Origin of the sequence: Sulfitobacter sediminilitoris, assembly GCF_010667575.1 — a bacterium.
Taxonomy (GTDB): Bacteria; Pseudomonadota; Alphaproteobacteria; order Rhodobacterales; family Rhodobacteraceae; genus Sulfitobacter; species Sulfitobacter sediminilitoris.
In genome coordinates this window covers 347,531-361,012 of the sequence record NZ_JAABNT010000001.1, presented here as the reverse complement: position 1 = coordinate 361,012, position 13,482 = coordinate 347,531, and the positions used below count along the sequence as shown (strand labels likewise).

9 protein-coding genes and 1 pseudogene are annotated in these 13,482 nt (G+C 59.8%); 5 read left to right on the top strand and 5 right to left on the bottom strand.

What is annotated here, in order from left to right; genetic code table 11:
• Window positions 1–146: 146 nt before the first annotated feature.
• The 3 genes and pseudogenes from GV827_RS01760 to GV827_RS01750 form a co-directional block, all read right to left on the bottom strand.
• Window positions 147–523: pseudogene (locus tag GV827_RS01760) on the bottom strand (VOC family protein).
• Window positions 524–3,964 (bottom strand): pyruvate carboxylase, encoded by a 3,441-nt coding sequence (locus tag GV827_RS01755; RefSeq protein WP_164351967.1) that lies wholly within the window; start codon window positions 3,962–3,964, stop codon window positions 524–526.
• 149 nt (window positions 3,965–4,113) lie between these two features.
• Window positions 4,114–5,253 (bottom strand): alpha-hydroxy acid oxidase, encoded by a 1,140-nt coding sequence (locus GV827_RS01750; RefSeq protein ID WP_164351966.1) that lies wholly within the window; start codon window positions 5,251–5,253, stop codon window positions 4,114–4,116.
• Between the two features lie 610 nt (window positions 5,254–5,863).
• Here GV827_RS01750 and GV827_RS01745 point away from each other — a divergent pair.
• Entirely contained in the window at window positions 5,864–8,317 is a 2,454-nt protein-coding gene (locus GV827_RS01745; RefSeq protein WP_164351965.1) for an ATP-dependent helicase, read from the top strand.
• Window positions 8,318–8,632: 315 nt separating this feature from the next.
• Here the strand turns inward: GV827_RS01745 and GV827_RS01740 are convergent, their stop codons facing one another.
• The gene (locus GV827_RS01740; protein WP_164351964.1) at window positions 8,633–8,854 is read right to left on the bottom strand and encodes a DUF1127 domain-containing protein; all 222 of its coding nucleotides are present in this window, start codon (window positions 8,852–8,854) and stop codon (window positions 8,633–8,635) included.
• Window positions 8,855–8,961: 107 nt separating this feature from the next.
• Here GV827_RS01740 and GV827_RS01735 point away from each other — a divergent pair, with 107 nt between their 5' ends.
• Both GV827_RS01735 and GV827_RS01730 read left to right on the top strand, forming a co-directional pair.
• Window positions 8,962–9,135 (top strand): hypothetical protein, encoded by a 174-nt coding sequence (locus GV827_RS01735; protein ID WP_164351963.1) that lies wholly within the window; start codon window positions 8,962–8,964, stop codon window positions 9,133–9,135.
• A 210-nt stretch (window positions 9,136–9,345) separates the two neighbouring features.
• Window positions 9,346–10,419, top strand: a complete 1,074-nt coding sequence (locus GV827_RS01730) for an Mrp/NBP35 family ATP-binding protein (RefSeq protein ID WP_164351962.1) — start codon at window positions 9,346–9,348, stop codon at window positions 10,417–10,419.
• A 2-nt stretch (window positions 10,420–10,421) separates the two neighbouring features.
• Here GV827_RS01730 and GV827_RS01725 read toward each other — a convergent pair whose 3' ends face one another.
• Window positions 10,422–11,207, bottom strand: a complete 786-nt coding sequence (locus tag GV827_RS01725; RefSeq protein WP_164351961.1) for a hypothetical protein — start codon at window positions 11,205–11,207, stop codon at window positions 10,422–10,424.
• 773 nt (window positions 11,208–11,980) lie between these two features.
• Here GV827_RS01725 and mraZ point away from each other — a divergent pair.
• Window positions 11,981–12,484 (top strand): division/cell wall cluster transcriptional repressor MraZ, encoded by a 504-nt coding sequence (gene mraZ, locus GV827_RS01720; RefSeq protein WP_164351960.1) that lies wholly within the window; start codon window positions 11,981–11,983, stop codon window positions 12,482–12,484.
• A gap of 5 nt (window positions 12,485–12,489) precedes the next feature.
• Window positions 12,490–13,482 (top strand): 16S rRNA (cytosine(1402)-N(4))-methyltransferase RsmH, encoded by a 993-nt coding sequence (gene rsmH / locus GV827_RS01715; protein WP_164351959.1) that lies wholly within the window; start codon window positions 12,490–12,492, stop codon window positions 13,480–13,482.

The following is a 13,482-nucleotide window of genomic DNA, read 5'->3' as shown; positions in this document are numbered from 1 at the left end:
CTGTCTGGCAGAGTGCTGCCGCCTTCCCAAGAAAGATAGCGGTATCCCGGCAAGCCGGGAGCCTCCGCGATTTCTCTTGGCAAGCCGTCACCCCTCCGCCCGCCTGGTGCTCAAGCAAGGGTGGCTCCAGACCGGAGGGATGGGGCTCAGGTGAACTGGATCAGGTCCCAGCGGTTGCCGAAGGGGTCCCGGAAGACGGCGACGGTGCCGCAAGGCTCTATTCCCGGGGTTTCTTCGAAATGAACATTGGCGCCTTCGAGGCGGGCGTGGGCAGTGGCGAAATCGTCTGTTTCCAGGAACAGCCAGACGCGTCCCGCGCCTTGCTGACCGATGGTGGCGCGTTGTTTTGCGTTGCCGGGCGCGGCCAGGATGAAACCCGCGCCGCCGCCTGATGGGGTGACGCGGACCAACGCTTGTGGCCCTGATCGATATCCTCGGTCAGCTCAAAGCCAATGGTGTCGCAGAAGAAGGCGATGCCTTCATCGTAGCTTGGGACGATCAGAGTGAGCGCCGAAAGGCGCATCTACTCCAGTTCCACCAGCAGGTCCTTGGCGTCGATCTGGCCCCCGGCCTGCACGTGCACAGCCTTCACAACCGCATCCCGCTCGGCATGGATACCGGTTTCCATCTTCATCGCTTCGATGGTCAGCAGCAGGTCGCCCGCGTGAACCTGCTGGCCGACGACCGCGCCAACGGAGGCCACAACACCGGGCATCGGCGCGCCGATGTGATTCTCGTTGCCAGGCTCGGCTTTGGGGCGCTGTATGGTGGTGGCCTTGACCAGACGGTTTGGTACGCGGATCACGCGGGGCTGGCCGTTGAGTTCGAAGAACACCTTTACCTCGCCGTCCTCGTTGGTCTCGCCGACCGCCTGCAGGCGGATTTCCAGCGTCTTGCCGGGGTCAATCTCGGCGCTGATCTCCTCAGACGGTTCCATGCCATAGAAGAAGGTTTGGGTGGGCAGGCTGCGCACCGGGCCGTACTGGCGGTGGCGCCCCATGTAATCAAGGAAAACCTTGGGATACATCAGGTAGCCCGCCAAATCCTCATCGTCGATCGCCATGCCGTCGAGTTCATCAGACAAGGAGCTGCGTGTCGCTTCAAGATCAACAGGTTCAAGATGTTTTCCCGGGCGTTCGGTATTCGGCTCTTCGTCCTTTAGCGCCTTTTTGATGATTGCCTCAGGAAAGCCGCCGGGGGGCTGTCCGAGGTTGCCGCGCATCATGTCAATGACGCTATCGGGAAAGGCCACATCTGTGTCTGGGTCTTCGACGTCCGCCCGGGTGAGGCCCTGGCTGACCATCATCAAGGCCATGTCGCCGACAACCTTCGACGATGGCGTCACCTTCACGATATCGCCGAACATCTGGTTCACATCCGCGTAGGTGCGCGCCACTTCGGGCCAGCGATCCTCAAGACCCAATGACGCGGCCTGTGCCTTGAGGTTGGTGAACTGACCACCGGGCATTTCGTGAAGGTAAACCTCGGAGCTTGGAGCCTGCATCCCGGTCTCGAAGGCGCCATACTGGTGGCGGACCTCTTCCCAGTAGTCAGAGATTTCACGGATGGCGGACATGCTTAGACCCGTATCGCGATCAGTATGTTGCAGGGCCGAGACGACGGAGCCGAGGGTGGCTTGGCTTGTGTTGCCCGACAGCGCGTCCATGGCGCAATCGACGGCGTCGACGCCCGCGTCCGAGGCCGCAAGGATCGTCGCGCAGGCGATGCCGGCGGTGTCATGGGTGTGGAAATGGATGGGCAGGCCCACTTCGGACTTGAGGGCTTTGACCAGAACGCGGGCCTGCGCAGGTTTCAAAAGGCCCGCCATGTCCTTGAGGCCCAGGATGTGCGCCCCTGCGGCTTTCAGATCCTTGCCCATCTGGACGTAGTATTTCAGGTCGTATTTCGCGCGGTCGGGGTCAAAGATATCGCCAGTGTAGCAGATCGTGCCTTCGCAGACCTTGTTCGCCTCGATCACCGCGTCCATGGCGACGCGCATGTTCTCGACCCAGTTGAGGCTGTCGAAAACGCGGAAGACATCCACACCGCTTTCTGCAGCCTGTTTTACAAAGAACTGCACCACATTGTCCGGGAAGTTGGTGTAGCCCACGCCATTGGAGGCGCGTAGCAACATCTGGGTCATGATGTTGGGCATGCGTTCACGCAGATCGCGCAGGCGCTGCCACGGGCATTCCTGCAGGAAGCGGTACGCGACATCAAAGGTCGCGCCGCCCCAGCATTCGACGCTGAACAGCGTCGGAAGGTTTGCCGCATAGGCAGGGGCGACCTTGATCATATCGTGGGAGCGCATCCTGGTGGCCAGAAGGGACTGGTGCCCGTCGCGCATGGTGGTGTCGGTGATCAGAAGCTGGCGCTGCTGGCCCATCCAGTCGGCGACGGCTTGCGGGCCTTTTTGTTCCAGCAGGTTGCGGGTGCCCATCATCGGCTCCGCACGGTTCTCCGGCGGCTTGGGTTGGCGGATCGTCGGGGACAGACGCGGATAGCCCTTGGTCTCGGGATGGCCGTTCACGGTGATATCCGCGATGTAGGTGAGCACCTTGGTGCCACGGTCCTTGCGCTTGGAGAACTGGAAAAGCTCGGGCGTCTCGTCAATGAACTTGGTGTGATACTCGTTGTTCAGGAACGTGGGGTGCTTGAGCAGGTTCTCGACGAAAGCGATGTTGGTGCTGACGCCCCGGATGCGGAATTCCCGCAGGGCGCGGTCCATCCGCGCGATGGCAGCTTCGGGGGTCTGGGCCTTGGCGGTCACTTTCACCAGCAGAGAGTCGTAATAGCGGGTGATCACGCCGCCGGAATAAGCGGTGCCGCCGTCGAGACGGATGCCCATGCCTGTCGCTTCGCGGAAGGCGGTGATCCGGCCATAGTCAGGGATGAAATTGTTCTGCGGATCCTCTGTGGTGATCCGGGTCTGCAGCGCGTGACCGTCGAGGCGCACGTCCGCCTGCGTGGCTTTGCCGGTCGCCTCAGCAATGGTTTTGCCCTCGGCGATCAGGATTTGCGCCTGCACGATGTCGATACCGGTGACTTCTTCAGTCACCGTGTGTTCGACCTGCACCCGGGGGTTCACTTCGATGAAGTAGAACTTGCTGTCGGCCATATCCATCAGGAACTCGACCGTGCCTGCGCATTCGTAATTCACGTGGGCGCAGATTTTCTTGCCCAGCTCGCAGATCTCGGCGCGTTGGTCTTCGGTAAGGTAGGGCGCAGGGGCGCGTTCGACGACCTTCTGGTTGCGGCGCTGGACGGAGCAGTCCCTCTCAAAAAGGTGGTAAATCTCACCATGTTTGTCGCCAAGTATCTGCACTTCGACGTGACGCGCCTTCTGGATCATCTTTTCCAGATAGCCTTCTCCATTGCCAAAGGCGGCCTCGGCCTCCCGGCGACCTTCGAGGATTTTCTCCTCCAGCTCGGATTCTTCGTAAATCGGGCGCATCCCGCGACCGCCGCCACCCCAAGAGGCTTTGAGCATGAACGGATAGCCGATTTCCTTGGCTTCCTTGCGAATCGCGTCCATGTCGTCGCCCAGCACCTCGGAGGCGGGGATAACTGGAACGCCGGCTTCCATCGCAACGCGTCGGGCTGATGCCTTGTCGCCCAAGGCACGCATGGTCTCGGCCCTGGGGCCGATGAATGTGATGCCGTTGTTCTCGCAGGCGTCGACGAATTCGGGGTTCTCGGACAGAAGGCCGTAGCCGGGGTGGATTGCGTCTGCGCCGCTGGCTTTGGCCACGCGGATCATTTCGTCGATTGACAGGTACGCAGCAACAGGGCCTAGCCCCTCGCCAATGCGGTAGGCTTCATCCGCCTTGAACCGGTGCAGGCCGAGCTTGTCTTCCTCGGCATAGACAGCGACCGTCTTTTTGCCCATCTCGTTGGCGGCGCGCATGATGCGGATGGCGATCTCTCCGCGGTTGGCGACAAGGATCTTCTTGAAATCGGGCATGGGGGTCTCCGGACAGCAGAATTTGGCTGCACCATAGGCAGCACGCGGGGCTACGCAATACCCGCAACTACGTAGTCTGTAACATTTCTGTAAGGTTTTTCAGTGTGCCGTGGGGTACAGGAGCCAGATTATTTTTGCGGTGCCTGACTTTAGGGCAGATCGAGCGGACGGGGGAGGGATTTCAGGTCCGCTGCCCCGAGTTGACCCATGTTAGCGCTAAGGTCTTTGGCAAGGATATCAATGAGATGATCCACGCCTTTCGCACCAAGCGCGCCAAGGGCAAAATGAAAGCCGCGCCCCAGCATCACGAAATCCGCACCAAGGGCGATGGCGCGCAGAATGTCGAGGCCGGTCTCGACCCCGCTGTCGAAGATGATGGGGCGTTTGGTGGCGGCGCGGATGGCGGGCAATACCTCGATCGATGCGAGGGCCGCGTCAAATTGGCGGCCCGCGTGGTTCGATACCCAGATGGCATCAGCGCCCATCTTGTCCAGCTTTTCGGCATCCTCCGGGCGCATCACGCCCTTGATGATGAACGGGCCGTCCCATGCGTCGCGCAGCCATTTGACGTAGTCCCAATCGGGGGCGGTGCGCAGCAGGTAACCCATGTGGGCGATGGGCGACATGCCCTTGGTGGCGGCACCGGTGTATTTGTCGATCCCGCGCATACGCGGCATGCCTCGTTTGGCGGTCTCCATCGCCCAGGCAGGACAGGTCATGATCTGGGCAAGGATGCGCGGCGTGATCGTGGGCGGATTGGTCAGGCCAGAGCGCACCTGCCTTTCGCGGCGCGATGAGGCGGGCACGTCAACAGTCAGGATCAGACCGTTGAAACCGGCTGCTTTGGCGCGGTTCAGCATGTCGGTGCGGATGTCGGGGTCGCGCGGCGGGTAGAGTTGGAACCACGCGTGTTCCCCAATGTGTGGCGCGATGTCTTCGGGGCTTTGGGTGGCGACGGTGGAAATGCAGTAGGGAAGCCCGTGTTTGTCACCTGCCTGCGCGAGGATCGCCTCGGCCCCGGGCCAGATCAGGCCGGACATGCCGATGGGGGAGATGCCGAAGGGCAGCGGAAAGTCGTGTCCGAGAAATGTCGTGGACAGGTCCGGTGTGATCTCGCCATGCAGGACAGAGGGTGGAAAGCCGATACGGTCAAGGGCCGTGCGGTTGCGGGCTTTCGTGGCTTCGAAACCAGTGCCGCTGTCGAGGTATTCCCAGACGAACTTGGGGATACGCCGTTTTGCACGATGGCGAAGGTCTTCGAGCCCGGGGTATTTAGTATGCAGGTCCATGCGGGCATTTGTGCGAAATTGCGGGGCATTGTCCAGCAGTGCGTGATCGGAATAGGCGGCTGCGCCGCAAGATATTTTTTCGCCTTCCAAGGGCAAGGAGGGCGCGGTCGGCAGTCAGTGGCGGCACAGTGCAGCGGGGGTGGAGGGCTTCAGGCTCACCGTCCCAGAGGGTCCGGAGCCGCCTTCGATTGATCCCGTGCATGGCAGAGCGCCATCCGCTTCCCAAGAATAATAGCGGTATCCCGGCAAGCCGGGAGCCTCCGCGATTTTTCTTGGCAAACGGCTGTCCCTCCGCCCTGACGTGCTCAAGCGAAGGCGGCTCCGGACCAGAGGCACGCCAGAGGTGCCAGCACCGCGAGAGACCAGAGGCACGCCAGAGGTGCCAGCACCGCGAGAGACCAGAGGCACGCCAGAGGTGCCAGCACCGCGAGAGACCAGAGGCACGCCAGAGGTGTGCCGGGGGTCGGCAAAGGTACCGGCACCGCGAGAGATAGCGCAGGGGCGGGTTTGGTGCGTGGGCAACACCAAAGGCAGTGGCAGAGGTGGAAAGGGGGAACATCACGCGAACATGGTCTTTCCCTTTTCGGGGAATCTGGCTAGGTTATCTGCTATGAGCAGTTTTGATGAAATGGACGCTTTTGAGAGCGCATCATTGTCCGCCCGCGCCATGGCCGCGCGGCCGGCACCCTATCTTGATGGGCTGAACCCGGCACAGCGCGCCGCCGTCGAACAGATGGATGGCCCTGTGTTGATGTTGGCGGGGGCGGGGACAGGCAAGACCAAGGCCTTGACCACGCGGATCGTTCATCTGATGGCGACTGGGCGTGCGCGACCCAACGAAGTGCTTGCCGTGACCTTTACCAACAAGGCTGCGCGCGAGATGAAAAATCGCGTCGGACAGATGCTGGGTCAGCAGGTCGAAGGAATGCCATGGCTTGGCACCTTTCATGCGATCTGCGTGAAGCTATTGCGGCGGCACGCGGAGCTGGCGGGGCTCAAGTCAAATTTCACGATACTGGATACAGACGACCAGTTGCGGTTGCTGAAGCAGTTGGTGGCTGCCGACGGGATCGACGACAAACGCTGGCCTGCGCGGATGTTGTCTGGGATCATTGACGGCTGGAAGAACCGCGCGCTGACGCCGGACAAGGTGCCGGCTGCGGATGCGGGGGCCTATAACCATCGTGGGGTGGCGCTTTATACGCAGTATCAGACGCGGCTGAAGGAGCTGAACGCGGTCGATTTCGGCGATCTGCTTTTGCACATGGTCACGATCTTCCAGACCCATGAGGACGTGCTCGCGCAGTATCAGCGTTGGTTCAAGTACATTCTGGTGGACGAATATCAGGACACCAACGTGGCGCAGTATCTGTGGCTGCGGCTGCTGGCGCAGGGGCACAAGAACATCTGCTGCGTCGGCGACGACGATCAGTCGATCTATGGTTGGCGCGGGGCCGAAGTGGGCAACATCCTGCGTTTCGAGACGGATTTTCCGGGAAGCCACGTGGTGCGTCTGGAACAGAACTACCGCTCGACCCCGCATATCCTCGCCGCAGCGTCAGGAGTGATTGCAGGCAACGAAGGACGACTGGGCAAGACGCTTTGGACCGAGGCAACAGAGGGCGAGAAGGTGCGCCTGATCGGCCATTGGGACGGCGAGGAAGAGGCGCGCTGGATCGGGGATGAGATCGAGGCGATGCAGCGGGGCACACGCGGGATGGATCCGATTGATCTGGACCGGATGGCGATTCTCGTACGTGCGAGCCACCAGATGCGTGCCTTTGAGGACCGGTTCCTGACCATTGGTTTGCCTTACCGTGTCATCGGCGGGCCACGGTTCTATGAGCGCATGGAGATCCGCGACGCGATGGCCTATTTCCGCGTTGTGACCAGCCCCGATGACGATCTTGCCTTTGAGCGGATCGTGAACACCCCCAAGCGCGGTTTGGGTGACAAGGCGCAGCAGAAGATACAGGTGACCGCCCGCGAGCACGGCGTGAACCTTGTCGAAGGGGCGCGTATTCTGTTGGCCCATGACGGATTGGGCGGCAAGGGCGGCGCACAATTGCGGCGTCTCATCGACGGGATTGACCGCTGGAACAAGATGCTGCGCGGCCCTGCGATGCCGGTTCAGACCGACAGCGAGGTGTTGGACGATGAGAGCGGACCGGCGCGGGTCGAATATGGTCCGCCCGAGATCAGCCATGTGGAACTGGCCGAAATTATCTTGGACGAGAGCGGCTATACCGGCATGTGGCAGAACGACAAGACGCCTGAAGCGCCGGGGCGGCTTGAAAACCTCAAGGAACTTGTGAAGGCGCTTGAGCAGTTCGAGAACCTTCAGGGATTTCTTGAGCACGTGAGCCTGATCATGGACAATGAAAGTGACGATGGCGGCGCGAAAGTGTCGATCATGACCCTGCACGCGGCCAAGGGGCTTGAATTTCCTGCCGTGTTCCTGCCGGGGTGGGAAGACGGGCTTTTCCCATCGCAAAGATCCATGGATGAAAGCGGCATCAAGGGCTTGGAAGAAGAGCGGCGACTGGCTTACGTCGGGATCACGCGCGCCGAAGAGCTGTGTACGATCTCTTTTGCGGCAAACAGGCGGGTATTCGGCCAGTGGCAAAGCTCCATGCCGTCGCGCTTTATCGACGAATTGCCAGAAGATCACGTGGAGGTGTTGACGCCTCCCGGTCTTTATGGCGGTGGCTATGGCGCGGCAGGAATGGCCGCAACGGCCTCGCCCAAGATGCAGGACATGATGCGGTCGGACCTGCATGAAAAAGCGGCCGAGGCGAATGTCTATAATTCACCGGGCTGGCGACGTTTGCAGGCACGCAGCGGCCAGCGTGGCGTATCGCAGCCCTCTGAAGCGCGGAATGTCGTTATCGATATGAATGCGGTCAGCAGCTTTGTCATGGGCGAACGGGTGTTCCACCAGAAGTTCGGCTATGGGGCGGTGATCGGGATCGAGGGCGACAAGCTTGAGGTCGATTTCGAGAAAGCGGGCATCAAGAAGGTTGTTTCGCGGTTCCTGACCGGCTGCGACGACGTGCCGTTTTAGATCATCCGCGTTTTGTGGCGGGAGAGCGTGCGGGGGGGGGGGCCGGACCGTTTCCTATCTGCCGAAACTGATATTTCGTATTCTTCGCCAAGGTTCAGATGCTGCTATATCTATCGCTTTGGATAGGGCCGCGCGAAAAAGAAACAGCCGCACCTAGGGAGGAAGGTGCGGCTGTCCTTTTGTCGGCCCGAAGCGTCAAGGGAGGATCGGCTTCGGGTCAGTCTCACGCAGGCGTCCGGCCTCAGGGAGGAGGAAGATGCCTTGGCCTGCATGGCTCAGACGTCTCGCAGGGAGGAGCGACACGTCCGATCTGGTTTAGCGCACGGCGTTGTGCGCTGATTCCTTGGCGATGTAGCGCAGTTCGGACCGTGACAGGCCGAGATCGTCCAGCTCACGGTTGCTCAGCGCGTTGAGCCCTTCAAATGTCTGACGGTACAGGCGGCGCTCTTTGATACGTGTCGCCAGGGTATGGAATGCGGATGCGATGCGTGCCGTGAAAGTGTTCCCGGCAGCGGATGTTGTGTTCATATAGGCCATGATGGCGCCTCTCAACTTTGTTCTTCGTCAATTCGTTCGAGTGGTACTTACGCCTTTAAGTCAGGCTTACAACGCACAGGGGGGCAAAGCCGTTATGCAGTGGCTGCATGCGTGACGCTGCGACAACCTATTGTTTTAGAAATAGAAACATTGGCGCCTGTGGTTGGCAGCATTTTCAGGAGGCTGGAGAAGAAAAGGGCGGCGACATCAGGGAGGAGGAAGATGTCGCCGCCAATAACAGACCGTTTCGGGAGGAGGATGAACCGGCCTGGTCGTTCTAAGTGAAAGAACTCGCGTCCTTTCAATGTCTTCATATTTGCCCTTTTTCTGCACCTGCACAATCGTTTTGTTTGCAATGCTGCCATGCAGCAAAAACATGGTGTGTGTGGTCTTTTCCTGTGCAGCCCGCCCAAGAATTGGGCAAAAGGCCGCGCCCCCTTGAACGGGCGGTAGGACCTGTCATTTGGGGTACAGCTAGTGGAGGAAATTACATGTCGGTCACCAAAGCAGAGATCGAGAACGCATTGGCACGGGTCAACCTGCCCGACGGACGCAACGTGCTAGAGCATGATCTGATCCGTGCGCTTACCGTTGAGGGTGGCGTGGTGCGCTTCGTGATCGAAGCCCCCAATGCAGATGTGGCGCGCCAGATGGGACCGCTGCGCGATGCGGCTGAAAAGGTCGTGGCAGACTTGCCGGGTGTCACACAGGCGACCGTCGCGTTGACCGCGCATGGCCCTGCCGCGAAACCCGCCGCTCCGCCCAGTTTGAAGGTGGGGGGGCACCCAAAGCCACAAGAGGGGCCGACCAAGCCAAGCGGTGTCCAGCGCATCCTTGCAATCGGATCCGGCAAGGGTGGTGTGGGCAAATCCACGGTCAGCTCAAACCTTGCGGTGGCGCTTGCGCGGCAGGGCCGCAAGGTGGGATTGCTGGACGCAGATATATACGGTCCCAGTCAGCCGCGCATGATGGGGGTGAACAAGCGGCCTGCGTCACCGGACGGGAAAACCATCATCCCCCTGCATGCCCATGGCGTCACGCTCATGTCCATTGGCTTTATGATGGAAGAGGGCAAGGCGGTGGTCTGGCGTGGGCCAATGCTCATGGGGGCGCTGCAGCAGATGCTGGGTCAGGTCGAGTGGGGCGAACTGGATGTTCTTCTGGTTGACCTGCCGCCGGGTACCGGAGACGTGCAACTGACACTTTGTACCAAGTCGGAGTTGACCGGTGCTATTGTCGTGAGCACGCCGCAGGACGTTGCCCTGATCGATGCGCGCAAGGCGCTGGACATGTTCAAGACATTGAAAACCCCGGTTCTGGGGCTGATTGAGAATATGTCGATGTTCGTCTGTCCTGACTGCGGTTCTGAGCATCAGATATTCGGGCAGGGCGGGGTTGCCGCAGAGGCGGAAAAGATGGGCGTGCCGCTGTTGGGGGTGCTGCCGATTGACCTTGAAACCCGGCTGGCGGGCGATGGTGGCACACCAGTTGCGGCGGGCGATGGGCAAATGGCCGAGGCTTATGCCAGGATTGCCAAAGGTCTGATCGACGGTGGCATGGCCTGATGCTATTGCCCCAGTGACCGCCCTTCGGCCAGATGGCCGTAGAGAGTTGTCAGAACGGAGATAAAGATCAGGCCTTCCACGATGAAGATGACTGTCTGCGCCAGAATTGCGATTATCCCCTGATTGGGAACCAGCACCTCACCCAGTAGATAAACACACATGTTCAACCCGGTCAGCAGCAGGGCCAGCCCCCAAAGCTCGTTTCCGATCGGCTTGGTCAGCTCCCAGCTGTCGCGTACCGGCATTTTTTGTCCAAGTGCAGCCGCAGGAAGTACGACGCTGAAGCGCATCGCGATCCAGATAAAGATGACACTTCCCGCAAGACCGATAAGCGTGGCCGCAATCCCGGAGGGATTACCCTGAACAAGTATGGCCCCCAATACTCCCATCGCCAAGGCGACGGGAATGGCAGCAAGCATTTGAACAAAACCCACCACGATGGCCCGCCACAAGTAGCCAAAGAAAATGGACGCATTGGGTCGCAGGTCGTCGGGTCGTTCTGCGCCGTTCAGCAGCACATGTCGGTGCCAAAGAATTGCCATCAGCGCATAACCGACCAGTGCCACAGCGGCCAGCAGTACGAATGCCAACGCGCTGGCAGGGGCGGGCGGGGCCATCACTTCAGGAGGTGCCTCAAGCATTGTGATGATGTCGGGGGCAAAGAGAGCGATGCCCAGGCTGGCACCGAGCACGAGTAACAGCGCGGGCATCAGCACACGCAGCGTGGTTGAAACCTCAAAGACCAGCATACGCAACGCGTGGGCCAAAATTGCCATTGCGGTGTTCATCTGTGTCTCCCGTGTCTTATTAGGGCTGTTGTGGCAACTTGGGTCACGAGACGCAAGGTGCTGCCGCTGAGAACGCTCAATCAAGACAGAACGCGGGAAACCATGGGACGTGGCGCGGGAATTGATGGGAAAAGCTGTAGGAAGGTCCGAAAGCTTGCGCTGAAATCCGCCAGAAACGAATCGCTTTTTTCAATTTCTGTTTGAATCTTGGGTAAAATTCCGATTCAAGTTGAGAACAGGATAAGAACATCGGGTGTGGATAACTTGGTGGACGAAATTTTTTGGGAATTAATGGGAAAATTGGGGGCAAAGGCTGATCGCGCTATATATTGTGTATTTTTGAGAATATTGATCAATTTGTGCTACTAATCTTACGGTAACCCATACCAAATCTTGTTTTTTGCCCCTGTGTAGAACCAAATATAGGGGATAAAATTGAAAAAAATTGTAGACGCCCATGATTTCCCATGGCATCCCTAGTGCATCGGATGAGAACGGGACACGGGGCACCAAACGACCCCAAATAAAAATAAAACCTAGCAGGTTTCATACAGGCACCTCGCTTTCATCAGACCAAGAGATCCGGCGCGCGGGCGAGCAGACATCCCCCCAGGTGGCGCGCGCAGTCGGACTTCCCCGCAGATGCGGGATGAGGGCGGCGGATTGATCAGTGGCAGCAGATCAATCCGCCGTTTCCGTATCTACCACTCACCGGGGGATTTCGCGGGGGCGCGACAGAATAACAGCGCATTAGGCGCAGGCAGGACGGGACAGTGAGCCGCAGGTTCAGAGGCGAAAGCCACCACAAGGTCGATGCAAAGGGGCGGGTGTCTATCCCGGCCTCTTTTCGGCGTGTGCTTGAGGCGGGCGACCCGAACTGGAAATCCGGCGAAAACCCCGAACTTGTCATCGTATACGGCGACAAGCGTCGCCAATTCCTCGAATGCTATACCATGGAAGCCATCGACGAGGTTGATGCCAAGATCGACGCGCTGCCGCGCGGCTCCATGGAACGAAAAATGCTCCAGCGTCTGTTTCACGGTCAGTCCTTTCCGACCAACGTGGATGAAACCGGACGCCTTGTGCTGCCTGCCAAGCTCCGCCAGAAGATCGAGCTTGAGAACGAAGCCTTCTTTATTGCCGCCGGTGATACCTTCCAGATCTGGAAGCCCGAGACCTACGACACGGTTGAGCGCGCCAAAGAAGAAGAATGGCTGGATGAGCTACCGGAGGATTTCGATCCGATGGCCTTCCTAGACGGACCTCCGGGGGAATAAAGACGATGGCTGCTGCGGCCCCGACATCCCCTTCTGCTGCTCCTCATATCCCTGTCTTGCTGCGCCCGTTGCTGGCTGCCATTGCCCCCGTTGAGGGCATCTGGCTGGACGGAACTTTTGGCGCAGGTGGCTATACGCGAGCATTGCTTGATGCAGGTGCTGAACGGGTGATCGCGGTGGACCGCGACCCGCTGGCGTTTGAGATGGCGGCAGAGTGGGCCGGTGCCTACGGCGACCGGATCGTGATGCAGCAGGGCGTGTTCTCGAAGATGGACGAATACGCGACGGACCTCGATGGCGTGGTGCTCGATCTTGGGGTGTCCTCCATGCAGCTTGATCTGGCAGAGCGCGGATTTTCCTTCATGAAAGACGGTCCCTTGGATATGCGGATGAGCCAGGAAGGCCCGTCAGCGGCGGATATCGTGAACGAGGCCGAGGAAGAGATGATCGCCAACATCCTTTTCCAGTTCGGCGAAGAGCGCGCCAGCCGGCGCATCGCCAAAGCCATCATCAGGGCGCGCGATGAGGCCCCCATTCAGACCACGTTGCAGCTGGCGCATATCATCGAGGGCTGTCTGCCCCGGGCCAAGCCGGGCCAGAGCCATCCTGCCACCCGCAGCTTTCAGGCGCTGCGCATCGCCGTGAATAATGAATATGACGAGTTGTTTCAGGGGCTTATGGCTGCTGAGCGTGCACTGAAACCCGGTGGGAAACTCGCCGTAGTGACCTTTCATTCCGTCGAGGACCGCATGGTCAAACGTTTCCTGACGGCCCGGTCCGGTGGTGGCGGTAATCCCAATCGGTTCGCGCCCGAAACGACCCGTGAAGCCTCCCAGTTCAAAGTGGAAAAGCGCAAGGCCATCGGGCCGGACGCGCAGGAACTTGCGGACAACCCCCGCAGCCGGTCAGCCAAGCTGCGCGTTGCCATAAGAACAGACGCCCCTTCGGGCGAGATAGACGCAAAATCCATCGGCATGCCGATGGTCAAGGGACGATAG